General features: G+C 65.1%; 18 protein-coding genes. 10 read left to right on the forward strand and 8 right to left on the reverse strand.

What is annotated here, in order from left to right; translation table 11 throughout:
* The first annotated feature begins 109 nt into the window (after window positions 1-109).
* Window positions 110-1,360, forward strand: coding sequence for a KasA/KasB family beta-ketoacyl-ACP synthase (locus tag ABQF30_RS01215; protein WP_448460367.1), 1,251 nt, complete (start codon window positions 110-112; stop codon window positions 1,358-1,360).
* On the opposite strand, the gene ABQF30_RS01220 is transcribed toward ABQF30_RS01215, so the two are convergent.
* On the reverse strand, window positions 1,357-2,241 hold the full coding sequence (locus tag ABQF30_RS01220; RefSeq protein WP_448460369.1) for a cyclopropane mycolic acid synthase family methyltransferase: 885 nt from the start codon (window positions 2,239-2,241) through the stop codon (window positions 1,357-1,359). The genes ABQF30_RS01215 and ABQF30_RS01220 overlap by 4 nt on opposite strands.
* Window positions 2,242-2,272: 31 nt before the next feature.
* Window positions 2,273-3,193 (reverse strand): cyclopropane mycolic acid synthase family methyltransferase, encoded by a 921-nt coding sequence (locus ABQF30_RS01225; protein WP_448460371.1) that lies wholly within the window; start codon window positions 3,191-3,193, stop codon window positions 2,273-2,275.
* A 423-nt stretch (window positions 3,194-3,616) separates the two neighbouring features.
* On the opposite strand from ABQF30_RS01225, the gene ABQF30_RS01230 reads away from it, so the two are divergent.
* The 3 genes from ABQF30_RS01230 to ABQF30_RS01240 all read left to right on the forward strand — a co-directional run bounded on the left by ABQF30_RS01230 (window position 3,617) and on the right by ABQF30_RS01240 (window position 7,515).
* Window positions 3,617-5,035 carry an alkaline phosphatase D family protein gene (locus ABQF30_RS01230; protein ID WP_448460373.1) on the forward strand — a complete coding sequence of 473 codons (1,419 nt, stop codon included), beginning with the start codon at window positions 3,617-3,619 and terminating at the stop codon, window positions 5,033-5,035.
* A 79-nt stretch (window positions 5,036-5,114) separates the two neighbouring features.
* Window positions 5,115-6,113 (forward strand): PQQ-dependent sugar dehydrogenase, encoded by a 999-nt coding sequence (locus ABQF30_RS01235; protein WP_448463343.1) that lies wholly within the window; start codon window positions 5,115-5,117, stop codon window positions 6,111-6,113.
* A 67-nt stretch (window positions 6,114-6,180) separates the two neighbouring features.
* A complete protein-coding gene (locus ABQF30_RS01240) occupies window positions 6,181-7,515 on the forward strand; it encodes a cytochrome P450 (RefSeq protein WP_448463345.1) in 1,335 nt (444 codons plus the stop codon).
* Here the strand turns inward: ABQF30_RS01240 and ABQF30_RS01245 are convergent.
* From ABQF30_RS01245 to ABQF30_RS01260, 4 genes are all read right to left on the reverse strand, one after another.
* Entirely contained in the window at window positions 7,501-8,052 is a 552-nt protein-coding gene (locus tag ABQF30_RS01245) for a VOC family protein (RefSeq protein ID WP_448463347.1), read from the reverse strand. The genes ABQF30_RS01240 and ABQF30_RS01245 overlap by 15 nt on opposite strands.
* A 91-nt stretch (window positions 8,053-8,143) precedes the next feature.
* On the reverse strand, window positions 8,144-8,767 hold the full coding sequence (locus ABQF30_RS01250; protein WP_448460375.1) for a DUF4352 domain-containing protein: 624 nt from the start codon (window positions 8,765-8,767) through the stop codon (window positions 8,144-8,146).
* Between the two features lie 27 nt (window positions 8,768-8,794).
* Window positions 8,795-9,784, reverse strand: a complete 990-nt coding sequence (locus tag ABQF30_RS01255; RefSeq protein ID WP_448460377.1) for an ABC transporter ATP-binding protein — start codon at window positions 9,782-9,784, stop codon at window positions 8,795-8,797.
* Window position 9,785: 1 nt separating this feature from the next.
* Window positions 9,786-10,835: an ABC transporter permease gene (locus tag ABQF30_RS01260; RefSeq protein WP_448460379.1), complete on the reverse strand. Its 1,050-nt coding sequence runs from the start codon at window positions 10,833-10,835 to the stop codon at window positions 9,786-9,788.
* A gap of 240 nt (window positions 10,836-11,075) precedes the next feature.
* Between ABQF30_RS01260 and ABQF30_RS01265 the strand changes: the two genes are divergently transcribed.
* The 3 genes from ABQF30_RS01265 (at window position 11,076) to ABQF30_RS01275 (ending at window position 12,133) form a co-directional block, all read left to right on the forward strand.
* Window positions 11,076-11,390, forward strand: a complete 315-nt coding sequence (locus ABQF30_RS01265) for a hypothetical protein (protein ID WP_448460381.1) — start codon at window positions 11,076-11,078, stop codon at window positions 11,388-11,390.
* A gap of 278 nt (window positions 11,391-11,668) precedes the next feature.
* A complete protein-coding gene (locus ABQF30_RS01270; RefSeq protein ID WP_448463349.1) occupies window positions 11,669-11,974 on the forward strand; it encodes an ADP-ribosyltransferase in 306 nt (101 codons plus the stop codon).
* Window positions 11,975-12,133, forward strand: coding sequence for a hypothetical protein (locus ABQF30_RS01275; protein WP_448460383.1), 159 nt, complete (start codon window positions 11,975-11,977; stop codon window positions 12,131-12,133).
* Between the two features lie 72 nt (window positions 12,134-12,205).
* On the opposite strand, the gene ABQF30_RS01280 is transcribed toward ABQF30_RS01275, so the two are convergent.
* Complete coding sequence (locus ABQF30_RS01280; RefSeq protein ID WP_448460385.1) at window positions 12,206-12,760, reverse strand: protein-tyrosine phosphatase family protein; 555 nt, start codon at window positions 12,758-12,760, stop codon at window positions 12,206-12,208.
* Between the two features lie 52 nt (window positions 12,761-12,812).
* Here ABQF30_RS01280 and ABQF30_RS01285 point away from each other — a divergent pair, with 52 nt between their 5' ends.
* A complete protein-coding gene (locus ABQF30_RS01285) occupies window positions 12,813-13,310 on the forward strand; it encodes an O-acetyl-ADP-ribose deacetylase (protein ID WP_448460387.1) in 498 nt (165 codons plus the stop codon).
* A gap of 1 nt (window position 13,311) precedes the next feature.
* Here ABQF30_RS01285 and ABQF30_RS01290 read toward each other — a convergent pair whose 3' ends face one another.
* Complete coding sequence (locus ABQF30_RS01290; protein ID WP_448460389.1) at window positions 13,312-13,791, reverse strand: hypothetical protein; 480 nt, start codon at window positions 13,789-13,791, stop codon at window positions 13,312-13,314.
* Between the two features lie 63 nt (window positions 13,792-13,854).
* On the opposite strand from ABQF30_RS01290, the gene ABQF30_RS01295 reads away from it, so the two are divergent.
* Both ABQF30_RS01295 and ABQF30_RS01300 read left to right on the forward strand, forming a co-directional pair.
* Window positions 13,855-14,601 carry a Mut7-C RNAse domain-containing protein gene (locus ABQF30_RS01295; protein WP_448460391.1) on the forward strand — a complete coding sequence of 249 codons (747 nt, stop codon included), beginning with the start codon at window positions 13,855-13,857 and terminating at the stop codon, window positions 14,599-14,601.
* A 24-nt stretch (window positions 14,602-14,625) separates the two neighbouring features.
* On the forward strand, window positions 14,626-15,294 hold the full coding sequence (locus ABQF30_RS01300; RefSeq protein ID WP_448463351.1) for a thioredoxin domain-containing protein: 669 nt from the start codon (window positions 14,626-14,628) through the stop codon (window positions 15,292-15,294).
* Window positions 15,295-15,318: the final 24 nt, after the last annotated feature.

The following is a 15,318-nucleotide window of genomic DNA, read 5'->3' on the forward strand; positions in this document are numbered from 1 at the left end:
CGGGACTCGGCGCTGAACGGTACGAATTCGACTTGAGCGGGTATGTGCAGCCCTAAAGTAGTAAGTGTCACCGTGACAGCTCGCAAACGCAGAAACGAGAGCACACCTCATGGTTGCCAAGACCACCGGCGATGGGTTGGCCGACGTCGTTGTTACTGCGGTCGCATCGACGACGCCTCTTGCGACCCACGCCGAGGACACCTGGCAGCTGTTGCTGGAGGGCCGAAGTGGCATCGGCGTGCTCGACAAGTCGTTTGTCGCCGAGTTCGATTCGCCGGTGCGTATCGGCGGGCACGTGTTGGAGACTTTCGACCAGACTCTGAGCCGCATTGAGCGGCGGCGGCTTTCGTATATGGAGCAGATGTCGACGGTGCTCGACCGCCGGCTCTGGGACAGCGCCGGATCACCTGACATCGACACCAGACGCTTGCTCGTCTCGATCGGGCTGGCGCTGGGCACGACGGAGGAGATGACCCTCCAATACGACACCTGGCTGGAAAAGGGTTTGCGCGCTGTGCCCCCGACAGCCATCCAGAAGTACATGCCGAACGCGCCGGCGGCTGCGGTCGCACTGGATCGTAAGGCGAAGGCGGGAGTCATCTCTCCGCTGATGGGGGACGCCTCGGGCGCGTCGGCCATCGCACATGCGTGGCGGCACATCATCCTTGGTGATGCCGATATCGCGGTCTGCGGTGGGGTCGAGACCTGGATCGAGGCGGTGCCCGTCGCGGCCTTCTTCGGGTTGGGCATGTTGTCGACGTACAACGACGATCCGGCCGCCGCGTGCCGCCCGTTCGACAAGGACCGCGACGGCATGGTGCTCGGTGAAGCCGGCGCGCTGATGCTCATCGAAACCGAACAGCACGCCAAGGCACGCGGTGCGCCGATCCTGGCCCGTCTCATGGGGGTGGGCATCACGTCTGACGGCTATGACGTCATCAAGCCCGACCCCGGAGGGGAGCGGGCCGGTGCGGCGATCAGCCGGGCCATCCAACTTGCCGGCCTCACCGCGGCCGACATCGACCACGTCAACGCCCACGCCACCGGAACGGTGTTCGGTGACCAGGCCGAGGCTCGTGCCATCCACCATGCGCTCGGCCGTCACGCACCCGCGGTGTATGCGCCGAAAGCAGCTTTGGGCCATTCACTCGGCGCGGCCGGAGCGGTGGAGGCGGTGCTGACGGTGCAGGCCCTGCGCGATGGCGTCATACCGCCCACCCTCAACCTGAAAAACCGCGACCCGGAGATCGACCTGGATGTGGTGGCCGATCAGCCGCGCCGCGGCGATTACCGCTACGCGATCAGCGACTCATTCGGCATCGGCGGGCACAACGTCGTATTGGCGTTCGGCGCGTACTAGTTTCGCTTGTTGAAGGTGAACTGTGCGACCTCGGCGAGCCCACGCCGGAAGAAGTCCGCGCAGCCGGTCATGTAGTGCATGTAGCGGTCGTAGACCTCTTGCGACGTGATGGCGATGGCCTCGTCGCGGCGCTCGGCCAGGCTCGCCGACCAGGTGTCGAGCGTCCGAACGTAATGCTCATTCATGAGCTGTATCTCGTCGGTGGAAAACCCTGCTCCGGATGAGAATTCGACCATGTCCACATCGGAGGGCAGCTGTCCGCCGGGGAAGATCTCCTTACCGAGGAACCGCGTGAACTTCATGTCGCTCAAGGTCACTGCGATTCCATGCTCAGGCCAGTAGCTGATCGGATGGGTGAAGATCGTCTCGATCACCATGCGCCCATCGGCGGGTAACACCCGGTTGGTCATATCGAAATATGCCGCATACCGCGACTTACCGAACGCCTCGAATGCCTCGATGCTGACGATGCGGTCCACCGGGGCGTCGAATTGTTCCCAGCCCTGCAGGAGAACCTGGTGCGAGCGGTCAGTACTTGTCTTCCCCAAAAGGCTTTGGCAGTAGGCGTATTGGTTCTTGCTCAGAGTCAGGCCGATGACGTTGACGTCGTACTTCTCGATCGCGCGTTTCATCAGCGCACCCCAGCCGCAGCCGACCTCGAGCAGCGTCATGCCGGGCTGCAGACCCAGCTTGTCGAGGGCCAGGTCGACCTTGGCCATTTGCGCTTCTTCGAGTGTCATGTCGTCACGCGCGTAGAACGCGCAACTGTAGGTCCGCGACGGGTCCTGAAACAGCCCGAAGAAATCATCGGAGAGATCGTAGTGCGCTTGTACGTCCTCGAAATGGGGTCGCAGTGGCGCCGTTTCCGTCGTGACAGCCATGTGGATGACCTCCTCGATGGATCGTGCTGAGTTATGTTTTCTCGCAGGTGAACTGGCAAACGTCGGTGTAGCCCTTGCGGAACAGGTCCGCACAGCCGGTCAGGTACTTCAGGTACCGCTCGTAGACCTCTTCGGAGGTGATCGCGATCGCCTCGTCCTTCTTGGCCTCCAGGTTGGCGGCCCAGGTGTCGAGCGTTTTCACATAGTGCGGGCGCAGGCGTTGTTTGCGGGTGACGTGGAAGCCTGCACCGACAGCGCCGTCTTCGACCATCTTGATGAGCGGTATCCGGCCGCCGGGGTAGATCTCGGTGACGATGAACTTGAAGAACCGCAGCAGCGACATCGTGGTCGGGAGGCCCATCTCGGCCACTTCTTCTTTGCTCGTCGACACGATGGTGTGCAACAGCATCACGCCGTCGTCGGGCATCAACTCGTAGGTCTTCTTGAAGTAGTAGTCGTACTTCTCGAAGCCGAAGTGCTCGAACGCGCCGATCGACACGATCCGGTCGACCGGGTCGGTGAACTCCTCCCACGGCTGCAGCCGAACCTCTTTGCTGCGCTTGCTGCCAGACTCGGCGAAGCGCTGTTCGATGTGCTCGAGCTGGTTGTGCGAAAGCGTCAGGCCGATGACGTTGACGTCGTACTTCTCCACCGCCCGCATCATGGTGGAGCCCCAGCCGCAGCCGATATCGAGCAACGTCATGCCAGGTTGCAGGCCGAGTTTGCCCAGCGCCAGATCGACCTTTGCCATCTGGGCCTGCTCCAACGTCATGTCGTCGCGTTCGAAGTAGGCGCAGCTGTAGGTCTGGGTGGGGTCTTGCCACAGCCGGAAGAAGTCGTTCGAAAGGTCGTAGTGCGACCGGACTTCGTCCGCCGTCGATCCGTGTCGCTCGCCTGGGGGAGCGCCGATGAACGGTGCTGCGGTCTTCGCTTTATGTGGCGTTTCTGTCAATTTCCGGCCCCGCATGCTCTCGGATTCCGTAGCTGACTGACGTACCGCTTTCTACATACGTCGTCTCGCAGATTACCCCGGAGATGGGGCGCGGGGTAGGTTTTGCGAATACCCCGCCTGTCGCGTTCACCGGTTAGGGGCGTTAAGGAGTTTGCGTCGACGAACCGGACGGATGGCTCTTCACGTCGGTTCACTCGCCCGTTCTCGCAATACATCCGCTGGAAAGGGAACGTACGCAAGTTGTTTGCGTAATCGCGTTGCCGCGGGAGGACACCGTATGGCTGCCCGTCACCGCGCGGCAAGGTGCGCCACCGACACTGCGACGTGTCGCTGCGTCCAGCCCGTCGCACCGTGCTCAAGGGAGCAGTCGCGCTAGCTGTCTTGCCGGTCGTCGGGTTTACTGCGGAACGTCGGCTGACCCTGATGCCAGCTGACCCCTTCACCCTCGGTGTGGCCTCGGGCGAACCCACCCCGGACGGTGTGGTGATCTGGACCCGGCTGGCGCCCGATCCACTTGCCGACGACGGGTTCGGCGGCATGCCCGCCCGGGCGGTCGAGGTGGAATGGGAAGTGGCGACCGACGAGCGGTTCATCCGCATCGAGCAACGCGGAACAGTCACGGCTACACCGGAATACGCACACAGCGTGCATGTCGAACTGGCCGGGCTGCGCCCCGGCAGCGATTACTTCTACCGGTTCCGCACCGCCGGACACCTCTCACCGGCCGGGCGCACCCGCACCGCACCGTTGCCGGGATCGCTCGCGCCGCTGACCATGTGCGTCGCATCGTGCGCCAACTATGAGCAGGGCCTGTTCACCGCCTACCGCCGGCTCGCCGACGAACATCCGGATCTCGTTGTACACCTTGGCGATTACCAGTACGAGTACGCCGCCCGTGACGGCGGGGTGCGACGCCACGTCGGGCCCGAGACGGTGACGCTCGCGAACTACCGGCAGCGCCACGCCCAGTACAAGACCGATCCGGACCTGCAGGCCGCGCACGTGTCGGCGCCGTGGCTGGTGGTGTTCGACGACCACGAGCTGGCCGACAACTGGGCCGACGACGTTCCTGCCAAGCCGCAGGGTGGGTTCCGGGTGCGACGCGCTGCGGCGCTGCGTGCCTATTACGAGAACATGCCGCTGCGCCGGGCATCGCTGCCGCGTGGCATCGACATGCAGCTCTACCGCCGCGTGCGCTGGGGCGGGCTGGCGACGTTCCATCTGCTCGACACTCGGCAGTACCGCACCGACCAGGCCTGCGGTGACCGGATTTCCGACTGTTTTCAGGGTTTCGATCCTCACCGTTCCCTGACCGGTTCGGATCAGGAACGTTGGCTGCTCAACGGGTTTCAGCGTTCGACAGCCCGGTGGGATGTGCTGGGGCAGCAGGTCTTCTTCTCGCAGGTCGACCTCACGCCTGGGCCCGGCCGCGGTGTCAACCCCGACGCCTGGGACGGCTATGCCGCCAACCGGGACCGGCTCGTCGCCGGGCTGGCCGCCTCGTCGGTGCGCAACGCCGTCGTTCTCACCGGCGACGTCCATTCGCATTGGGCCGCCGAAGTGCGGGACAAGTCGGAGTCGGTGGTCGCGACCGAACTGGTCACCACCTCGATCAGTTCCGGCGGCGACGGAACACCCGACGACCGCGCAGCGATACGCGCCGAAAACCCACACATCCGGTACTTCGCCGATCGCCGCGGCTACATCAGCAGCCGCATCACCCGCGACGAGCTGCGCGCCGACTTCCGGGAGCTGCCCTACGTGACGCGGCCGGGAGCGCAGGCGAACACGGGTGCGTCGTTCGTGGTGCCGGATCGCGAGCGCGCATTGCACGCGATGTGACGCTCATCGGGGTCATACTGCCTGTGTGGCGGTCCGCAGATCGTTGACGCGTGCGGTGGTCGCAGTCGCGGCCAGCGTGATGCTGGTGATCGCGTGCGGAGACGACGTCGAATCGCGCGGACAGCCCAACGCCGCGGGGCCCTCTGACATCGCTACCAATCTCGATGTGCCGTGGGGTATCGCCTTTCTGCCCGACGGCAGCGCGCTGATCGCCGAACGTGACAGCGCCGCGATCAAACAGCTGACGGCACCCGGTGTGGTCAATCAGGTCGGTTCGGTGGCCGGCGTGGCGGCGCGCGGCGAAGGCGGTCTGCTGGGGCTGGCGACCGCGGGTACGACGGTGTTCGCCTACTTCACGACGGCGCAGGACAACCGGGTGGTGCAGATGCGCTTTGACGATGGGACCCTGAGCGCTCAATCGCCGATTCTCACCGGCATCCCCGCGGGTTCCCGTCACGACGGCGGACGGATTGCGTTTGGGCCTGACGGCAAGCTCTACGTGGCGACAGGTGAGGTCGGCGACCCTGGGCTGGCGCAGGACCGATCGTCGTTGGGCGGCAAGATTCTTCGTATCAACCCCGACGGCTCGATCCCGGCGGACAACCCGGATCCGGCCTCGCCGGTGTGGTCGTTCGGCCATCGCAACATTCAGGGGTTGGCGTGGGACTCGGCCGGTCGACTGTGGGCGACGGAGTACGGCGCGAATCGGGTGGACGAGCTCAACCTGATCCGGCCGGGCGCCAACTACGGGTGGCCGATGGCCGAAGGCCGCGCGGACACCGAGGGATTGGTCGACCCGATGATCGAGTGGGGCACCGGCGAAGCGTCACCCTCCGGGTTGGCGTACTTCGGCGGTTCGCTGTGGGTCGCGGCGCTGCGCGGTCAGCGACTGATTCAAGTACCGGTCTCCGGTGACGGTTCACTCGGCCCTGAGACGCTGCAGTTCGTCGGGCAGTACGGGCGGCTGCGCACGGTCGTCGCGGCACCGGACGGCACGCTGTGGTTCACCACCAGCAACCGTGACGGCCGGGGGAGTGCCCGCGACGGCGACGACCGGATTCTGCAGTTCCGGCCCTGAGCCCGCACTGGTTTGTGACTCGTTGCGGCGAGGACGCTCGTAGGGTGGGGGTGTGAGCGCGTCGACCATGCTGCCGCCCGGGCCCCGGCTTCCGTCGTCGGTGCAGGCCGCGCTGATGCTTCGGTATTGGCCGCGGTTCGTGTCCGCGTGCCGTCGCCGCTACGGCGACGCGTTCACGCTGCGGATCGCGTCGATGGGCACCTTGGTATATCTGGCCGATCCTGCTGACATCAAGGTGGTGTTCGCCGGTTCTCCGACGGTTTTCCATGCCGGGGAAGCGAACTCGATGCTCAGTGGGCTGCTCGGGGACAGTTCGGTGCTGGTGATTGACGAGGAAGTCCATCGCGATCGCCGGCGGTTGATGCTGCCGCCGTTCCACCGCGATGCCGTTGCCCGGCAGGCCTCTGTGATGGCGGAGATCGCTGCGGCCAACATTGCAGGCTGGCCGGTGGACCGGACGTTCGCGGCGGCGCCGAAGATGGCCGAGATCACGCTGGAGGTGATCCTGCGGACGGTGATCGGCGCCTCTGACCCGGCCCGGCTGGCCGCGCTGCGCGAGGTGATGCCGCGGCTGCTCAGCGTGAGTGCGTGGGAGTCTCTGGCTATCGCGACCCCAGGCCTGCAACGTCGACGTCCGTGGCGGGCTTTGGAGCGCAACATCGCGGCGGCTGACCGACTGCTGTACGCGGAGATCGCCGATCGTCGCGCCGACCCTGACCTGGCCGGCCGCACGGATGTGCTGGCCATGTTGGTCCGTGCCGCCCACGATGACGGCCGCGCCATGACGGATCGAGAACTCCGCGACCAACTGATGACGTTGCTCGTGGCGGGGCACGAGACCACCGCGACCGCGTTGTCGTGGGCGTTGGAACGGTTGACGCGGCACCCGGCGATCCTGGACAAGGCTGTGCGGGCTGCGCAAGAAGGGGACGACGAGTACCTCGACGCGGTGGCCAAGGAGACCCTGCGGATCCGGCCAGTGGTGTTCGACGTGGGCCGGATCCTGACCGAGCCGGTCGAGCTGGCCGGCTACCGGCTGCCTGCCGGGGTGATGGTGACGCCGGGGATCGGGCTGGTGCACGCCAGCGGCGACGTGTACCCGGACCCTTCGCGGTTTGATCCCGACCGGATGCTCGGCGAGACATTGAGCCCCACCACGTGGTTCCCGTTCGGTGGCGGCAACCGTCGCTGCCTGGGCGCGACGTTCGCCATGGTGGAGCTGCGGGTGGTGCTACGCGAAATCCTTCGCCGCGCTGAGCTTTTAGCGACGACGGCCGCCGACGAAAAGCAACGGGTCAAGCATGTGACGCTGGTGCCCAAGCGCGGGGCCCGGATTCGTGTGCGGGCGCTGCGGGACGTGCCGTCTTCTGTGGCGCAGGTAGGCCGATCACCGGGGCGGTAGGGTTCGCCTCGCCTGCCACATAACGCCGGGCACGGTGTTCGCCAGGTCTGGGCGCCGCTGTGTTTCGCTGCGAAGTGCACGATAGAACGACCACATTTGGCGCGGGGTGGGAATTTTCGGCATCCAGGCCAGCTCCCAATGAATCCCGTTGATCGGGTCGTCGAAGAACACGGCGTAATAGCCGGGCCGGTACTGCGGGTATTCCTTGGGTTCGTCGGTGACAGGGAGGTCCCGTTTGATCAAGAAGTCGCGATGAAAGCGGTCGACCTCGGTTCGGCTTCGGGCCCACAGCGCAATGTGATTGATCCCGACTGCTTGGTCGGTGTGCGCCAGCTTGTTCCCGGTATGCGCCGGCTGGATCCCGATGTAGCTGTGCGGGTTGTCAAACCGTGTCATGTAGTAGATCGACTGGTACTCCATGTCCAGCGTCGAGAAGGCGCTGTATCCGAGCCAGCCGAACATCGCGTCGTAGAACGCGATCGAATCGTCGTAGTCCAACACCGCGAACTCGACGTGAGAAACTCCGCGCCACCGCATCATGCCCCCTCGGCCTCGGCTACTACGGACTGTAGTACGAAGGGCCGTTGATGTGAAGGCCGCCCCGTGGACCAAGGGGCGGCCTTGCACCCTATGGCGTCAGATTCACCATCACTCCGCCGGAGAACATCGAATCGTGCAACTCGATGCTGGCCGGCGTCGCCGCGGCCGGCATGTCGTAGACAAGTGACACGTCGACCGTGTTGCCAGGATTGATGTTGTCCCACACCGGAATATCGGAGCTTCCCAACGCGATCTGAGCCATTGAGTCGCTCTCGAAACTGCGGCCCTCGGTGTCGAACAGCTTCTGGTTGGACGGGCTGAACCCCTGTGCCTGGTCGCCGATATTCGCCACGCTGAGCGTGACGATGACGAACTGTCCCTGAGCCTTCTCAATCAGGTACGGGTTGTCGCCGACCTCGGCGAGGCCCGGCTGGACAGCCTTGACGACGAACTCGAACTTGCCGTCGCGGACCGGGGTGTTCATCGTCGCGGCAACGGGTTCCGGTTCGGGCGCCGGGGCCGGGGCCTGAGCGACGGCCGTCGGGGCGGGCCGTGCGTCGTTCTCCGGCTCCTTCTTGTCGCCGCCGGAGAACGAGGACACCGCGATCAAAAAGACCACGACACCGGCGACCCACGGCCACTTCCGCTTCTTGGCGGGTACAGCGGGCTGCGGGTACTGACCGCCGGGCGCAGGAGGATATGGAGTACTCATGGGTACAAAACACCACCGACAAGTGCGTCAGTCCTCTGATTCAGGCTGCCCGATCAGGTTGCGGGCGCCGGTCGGGCCGAGCAATTCGCGGAACGCCTGCACCGTGTAGCCGATGAGGTTCACGTCGGTCTTCGCTCGCGCCGTGGCCGACCGGGGCAGGCTGAACAACGGCCCCATCTCCCCGAAATAGTCGCCAGGGCCGACCACTTTGATGACTTCTTCACCGCCGCTGGCCAATTCGCGGGCGATCTCCACTTCGCCGTCAGTGACCACATAGATCAGGTCACCCATCTCGCCTTGCGAGAACAGCACCTCGCCGGCATCGAGGTGCACGGACTCGGTGTTCTGATGTTCGACGGCGACGTGCGGGACGAGTTCCACGACGCGGTCGGCGAGCGGCAGGATGCGGGTGTCGTGGGTCGCGACGACCACGACATGTTCCCCGCTGGCGAGCTCGCGGATGAGCCTGAGCACTTCCTCGACCTGGATGAAATCGAGGTGAGCGGTGGGCTCGTCGGCCAGGACCAGTGGCGGGTCGAGCGCGATCGCGCGGGCCACCGCGACGCGTTGCTGCTGCCCGCCGCTGAGATCGCCGGGGCGGTGGTGCATCCGGTGCTCCAGCCCGACGCGCGTCAGCAATTCTTCGGCGCGTTCGCGCGCGGCGTGCCGGGTCCGGCCTGCGGCGCGCAGTGGCACCATCACGTTTTCCAATGCCGTCAGGCTGGGCACCAGGTTGAACGCCTGGAACACGATCCCGACCGTGTCGCGCCGGTACTTTGACAGTTCTTTCTTGGTCAGGGCCGTCAGGTCCACGTCGCCGAACTCGATGCGGCCCGCGGTGGGTTTGAGAATCCCGCCCAGACAGGAAAGCAGCGTGGTCTTGCCGCAACCGCTGGGGCCCAACAGAATTGCCAACGATCCGGCTGGCACATCGAGATCGAGGCCATCGATGGGGCGCACCGCGTAACCGCCGCTGGAGTACTCCACGACGAGGTCCTTGATGCGTAGGTCTGCCATGTCAGGGTCCTCGGAACGCCAGGGCGGGGTCGATGCTGACGGCGCGGCGCAGCCCGGCAACGCTGGCCAGCAGGCCGATCGCGACGGCCAGAACCGGCAGCGCGACGAACGCCAAGGTGGGGACGTCGCAGCGCATCGGAAACGGGGGTCCGAGCACCAGCGATAGGCCCGCGCCCAGCAGCGCCGCGAGTAGCGCGACCGTCACCGCCTGCATTGCCAATCCGGCCATGATGGACCGGGTAGCCACACCGACGGCCTTGAAAACCGCGAAGTCGCGGGTGCGTTCCAGCGCCGACAGGTAGATCACCGAGCCGACGATCAACGCCGCGACCGCCCACAGCAGGCCCGCCATCAAGCTCATCGCCTGGTTGGCGCCGCGCAGCGGTCGCACCATGTCGTCGATGGCGCCGACCCGGTCGACGATGCGGAAGTCGGGCGGTGGCGGCCCAGCAGTGCCGACGATGCCGACCGACGAGATCAGCCGTTGCCCGGAGAACAGCAGTTGTTGGGCGCCAGGGACCGTCAGGTAGACGTTGTCCTGGCCGGCCAGGGCGGTGGCGTCGTCGACCAGGCCGACGACGCGCAATTTTGCCGCGCCGATGTCGACGTCGGCGCCGATCGGGCGGTCCATTGTCGTCGACACCGCCACCTCGTCGGGGGCGTGGGCTGCCCGGCCGGCTGCTAGCGCCGGCGCGCCCGGGCCCTCATCCGGCACGCCGAATACATTGACGTTGCGCGGGGTGCCGTCGGCGGGGATGGTCGACGACCCGTAGACGAGCGGGACCGCTGTTTCGACGCCAGAGAGACGGGCGGCACGCTGAACTTCATTGGGCGGCAACGGAGATGAGCCGAGAAATGGGCCTGCCGCACCCGACTTGATCATGAACCCGTCGAGACCCAGTGCGTCGACACTGCGTTCGGCCTCGACCCGAAAACCATTGGCCAGGCCCGTCAACACCAACGTCATGGCAAACACTAACCCGGTGCCGACCACGGCGATCATGAATCGCCGTCGCCGCCACTGCAGATCGCGTAACGCCGCGATCAACACGTCGGTGACCCGCTCATCTCATTCGACGTTACCGAGATGGGTGTTGCTGGTGGTTGTTATTGGGGCATTTGGTGTGCGGCCGTGCCACTTCCGCCACATCTGCACCAGGTTGGAGGTGGCATATGGGTTGGAAATGCGGTACTACCGGCGGTACCGCATTTCGAGGTCGCTGCCCACGCGCTCTGGTTGTCGGTACTGCGTGCAACGATGCGCGGTTCACTTCCAAACCAGGAGGTTGTGATGAAAAGTGTGTTGGTGGCCGCGATGACGGTTGGCTTGGCCGTCGTGTTGAGCCCGGTGGCGTCGGCCGAGTCGGCGTGGACGATGCCGAATCTGATCGGCAAGGACCTGCAAGGCGCGCAAGATGCGATCCAGTCGTTGACGGGCGGTGAGGTGTGGTTCAGCAGCTCAACCGATCTGACCGGGCAGGGCAGGGCGCAGATCAGTGACCGCGGTTGGCAGGTGTGCACCTCGACTCCGCCGGCGGGGGCGAAGTTCACCGTGAGCACCGAGATCGATTTCGGTGTGGTGCGGATGTCGGAGGAGTGTCCCTGACGGGAGCAGCTATGGGCGTCGACGGGTCGAGTCGGCGGCGAATTCGCGTGCCAGGTATGCGTTGTGGGCCCCAATAATGGGTGAGTGGCAGCCGGTGACGATGGTACGGATGACCCTCTGCGGAAATACTGCTATGCCAGTATCGCTAGCGAGACACGATCACTCGATCGACTTTCAGATGAGGAGCGCGCAGCGATCGAATCGTTTGCCTTCAACGGCTACGAACGGATCAACGGTGCGTTGCGGGGCCGCGGGAAGTTAGTGGTGCTGTTTTCGGTATCACCGGACCGACTGCGGCGAGAGCTACCGAGGACATCGTCGGGCAGGTGTTTGATGAGCCTGGGTTCATGTCGACGTCCATGGCGGCAATACCGGCGCACTCTGAGCGGCGTGTAGAACCTCAGACGTTGGATTTGCTCGTGCCAGTCGGAACGCCGGCTCTGCCCGTTGGCGAGTTGTCTGACTATCCGTTGGAACACGAGATGCTGATCATCGATGCGCGGCGTTATCAGATCATTGGTGCGGCGTACGATCGGCAGCAGAACAGATGGCGGCTGTTTGGCGTTGTCGACCCGGAGGCATAAATGGGCAGCATGATCGATGACGAGCTCCAGCCGCGGCGCGTGAAGATCACCGCGGAGCAGGCGACCGCTCGTCGAAAAGCCGCTGAGGAGAAGCTGGGTGTCCCGTTGGAGGCGACGAAGTATGAGCTGCGCTCTGGCGAACCCGTGAAGCGGCAGTAGCCGTTTCGCCAAGTGGGCTTTGCTCGGATGGCAGACAGTGGGGGGCCTTGGCGTCGAGAACTATGCCAACGTTCAGCGAGCACAGCGCTCGCGCAGCAGGTCGTGCTGGACAGTACTTTCCGGGCAGGGAAATCCGGCTTTCCTTGTGCCTACACGCAATTCGGCGATGCGGGCGATGACAGCCTCGTAGCTCAGCCCGGACTCGGCGAGTAGACATCCAATCACGGTGCTGGTGCGGCCTTTACCGCCCCAGCAGTGCACGTACACGATCCGCCCGGCGTCCAACTCGGTGTGGATGCGTTCAAGGATGGCGTCGTAGCCTGCGTGATCGAGGACGCCGTAGTCGGGAATGGGATGCGCGTAACGCCGCACTGTCCGCCCAGCCTCGTCGGCTGCTACCCGGAGTTGGTCGTCATACGGCGTCAGACCGTCTTGCTCGGTGGTCAGGTCGATGACGGTGTCGACGCCGGCCTCTGCCAACAGGCGCAGCTTGGCCGCAGCCTTCTCCGGCGTCGTCGCACCCGGGTATTCGCCGGCGAGGAGTCGGCGAGGTTGCACCCACCATGCGTGCAGGACGTCGTCGTGTGGCCACGGCGTGCCGGCCGCCGGATGTTCGTTGCTTGTCATAGGCCGACCTTCACTATTCCGGACTGACACAGTGTGCTCGTACGCTGGAAGCGTGCCAACCATCACCGCCGTGCACGGGGACATCACCGCGCAGGATGTCGACGCGATCGTCAACGCAGCGAACAACGCGATGCGCGGAGGCGGCGGCGTCGACGGCGCAATACACCGCGGTGGTGGCCCGGCCATCCTGCGTGACTGCATCGAGAGGTTCCCCGACGGGCTCGCCACCGGGGACGCCGGGTGGACGACCGCAGGTGAACTGCCCGCCCGATGGGTCATCCACACGGTCGGTCCGAATTACAATGCGGGACAACGTGACCGTGCGCTGCTGCAATCCTGTTACCGCCGTGCACTGGAGGTCGCCGACGAACTGGGCGCGCGAAGTGTCGCATTCCCACTCATCAGCACCGGCGTCTACGGCTGGCCGCGTGACGACGCCATAGCAGCCGCCGTCGAGACCATCGCCGCGGCAGATACCCGCGTCGACGAGGTGAGGTTGGTGGCCTTTGACCGCGCGTCGTATGACGCAGTGTCGGCGGCGCTGGCTTGAATCAGCCGGCCGGAGTCAATCGGATGGCGGCGAGGTGCTCTCGGTCGACGGCTTCGGTGAACTCCTCCACGGTGGGAATCCGCTGCTCGCGGAACGTCAACCCCATCATCAGCTGCGCGCGTTTGACGCCGTAGGACTCGGTGCAGCGCCGCAACAGTTCGGCGAGCACAACGGGGTCCTCGATGAGTTCGCCGCGCATGGTCGTCGTCTGCCCGTCGTAAAGGACCTCGGCGGTCGCACCGTCGCGGAAGTTGTGCTTCCACGCCGCGTCGGTGATGGCGTAGAGGTCGTTGCCGATTCGATGTGCGCTCAGCGGAATCGTGTACTGCCGCCCGGTCTTTCGGCCACGGACGGTCACGACCATGAAGTGCTTGCGCGCGGGCCCTGCGACCGGCGTGCGCAACAATAGCCGCAGGATGCGGTTGACGGCACGCATCATCGGTTCCGGTGGATGCGCCACAGTGATCGCGTGTTCTGCCATGGTCCTACGGTAGGCCCGATATTCGACGTTGCCCAGGTCGTCGGCCGCGTGCACCATGGCGGTATGACCGGCTTCGTGGACATCCGGGCATACGCCGAGCTCAACGACTTCTTGGAACCCGAGGCGCGCGGTGTGACCGTGCGCCGTCCCTGCGAGAGCCATCAGACCGTCAAGGATGTTCTCGAGGCGATGGGCATTCCGCACACCGAGATCGACCTGATCCTGGTGGACGGCAACCCAGTTGGGTTCGAGCATCGACCGGCAGTCGGCGACCGCATCGCGGTGTATCCGATGTTCGAGGCGCTCGACATCGAGTCGACGGCCCGGCTGCGGCCGCAGCCCCTGCGTGATCCGCGGTTCGTGATCGACGTCAACCTTGGTCGGCTGGCGAGGCTGCTTCGGGTGCTCGGGTTCGACGTGTGGTGGTCGAGCGACGCCGACGATCAAACGCTGGCCGATATCAGCCTGGATCAGCAGCGGATCCTGCTGACTCGCGACCGCGGGCTGTTGAAGCGTCGCGCAATCACCCATGGCTTGTTCGTGCACTCCGATCAGGCGGAGGAGCAGACGCTGGAGGTGATACGGCGGTTGGATCTGCGGCGGCGGGTGGCGCCGTTCACCCGGTGCGTGCGGTGCAATGGGCGGTTGGCCGCGGTGCAGAAGGAAGAGGTGATCGACAAACTTGAGCCGTTGACCCGCCGCTATTACGACGAATTCGGCCGCTGCGCAGACTGCGGACAGATCTATTGGCCGGGAACACATTTTGCGAGATTGACCAGTCTGGTGGACGGACTGCTCGACCAACTCTGATCCGACCCGACCCGACACGACATGATGGGACCCATGCATCGAACAAACGTGGTCCGTGCCGTCGGGGTGGTTCTTGGATTGCTCGTGGCACTACTGATGTCCTTGCCGACCGCCGGAGTGGCCCACGCGGCGGCTGCGGCGCCGGTCGGGGATGCCATCTCGATAGGCGACCCGGCCGCGCCCGGGCAGATCGACCTCTACCTGGATCCGATGTGCCCGTTCAGCGGAAAGATGGTCCAGACCCAGGGCGACGACATAGGCAAACGCATCGAGGCCGGCACACTCCACGTCAACCTTCGATTCGTGGACTTCCTCGAAAAGTATTCGGCCAGCGGCACATACGACAGCCGAGCGATCTACGCGGCGTACGTTGTGGCCGGCCAATCACAGTCGAGCGACATCACGTGGCGCTTCGTGCAGCAGATCTTTTCGGCCGAGCAGCAGCCGGAAGAGCAGGGGGCCAGCGATCTCGACAACAATCAGCTGGCCGGACTGGCCAACCGCGTCGGCGCGCCCCCACTGGCCCAGGATCTCATCAGATTCGGTCTGCCGATCGGCCACGACCCCCATGCCGTCGCAACCAACAACCTCACCGTTCTGCGCCAGTTCCCCGAGCCTGGGGTCCCGCTCGTCGTGATCGACGGCCGGCCGGTCGACGGACAATCGGACTGGCTCGACCAGCTGCCGGGCTGACCGGCCGTTCGCTCGATATGGGAT

The sequence above is a fragment of the Mycolicibacterium sp. XJ870 genome (genome assembly GCF_053483975.1).

Excerpts from the sequence above, each read along its gene's own strand:
- ABQF30_RS01215 (WP_448460367.1), top strand. The coding sequence starts at position 110 with ATGGTTGCCAAGACCACCGGCGATGGGTTGGCCGACGTCGTTGTTACT.
- ABQF30_RS01220 (WP_448460369.1), bottom strand. The coding sequence starts at position 2,241 with ATGGCTGTCACGACGGAAACGGCGCCACTGCGACCCCATTTCGAGGAC.
- ABQF30_RS01230 (WP_448460373.1), top strand. The coding sequence starts at position 3,617 with ATGCCAGCTGACCCCTTCACCCTCGGTGTGGCCTCGGGCGAACCCACC.
- ABQF30_RS01235 (WP_448463343.1), top strand. The coding sequence starts at position 5,115 with ATGCTGGTGATCGCGTGCGGAGACGACGTCGAATCGCGCGGACAGCCC.
- ABQF30_RS01240 (WP_448463345.1), top strand. The coding sequence starts at position 6,181 with ATGCTGCCGCCCGGGCCCCGGCTTCCGTCGTCGGTGCAGGCCGCGCTG.
- ABQF30_RS01245 (WP_448463347.1), bottom strand. The coding sequence starts at position 8,052 with ATGCGGTGGCGCGGAGTTTCTCACGTCGAGTTCGCGGTGTTGGACTAC.
- ABQF30_RS01250 (WP_448460375.1), bottom strand. The coding sequence starts at position 8,767 with ATGAGTACTCCATATCCTCCTGCGCCCGGCGGTCAGTACCCGCAGCCC.
- ABQF30_RS01255 (WP_448460377.1), bottom strand. The coding sequence starts at position 9,784 with ATGGCAGACCTACGCATCAAGGACCTCGTCGTGGAGTACTCCAGCGGC.
- ABQF30_RS01265 (WP_448460381.1), top strand. The coding sequence starts at position 11,076 with ATGAAAAGTGTGTTGGTGGCCGCGATGACGGTTGGCTTGGCCGTCGTG.
- ABQF30_RS01275 (WP_448460383.1), top strand. The coding sequence starts at position 11,975 with ATGGGCAGCATGATCGATGACGAGCTCCAGCCGCGGCGCGTGAAGATC.
- ABQF30_RS01280 (WP_448460385.1), bottom strand. The coding sequence starts at position 12,760 with ATGACAAGCAACGAACATCCGGCGGCCGGCACGCCGTGGCCACACGAC.
- ABQF30_RS01290 (WP_448460389.1), bottom strand. The coding sequence starts at position 13,791 with ATGGCAGAACACGCGATCACTGTGGCGCATCCACCGGAACCGATGATG.
- ABQF30_RS01295 (WP_448460391.1), top strand. The coding sequence starts at position 13,855 with ATGACCGGCTTCGTGGACATCCGGGCATACGCCGAGCTCAACGACTTC.
- ABQF30_RS01300 (WP_448463351.1), top strand. The coding sequence starts at position 14,626 with ATGGGACCCATGCATCGAACAAACGTGGTCCGTGCCGTCGGGGTGGTT.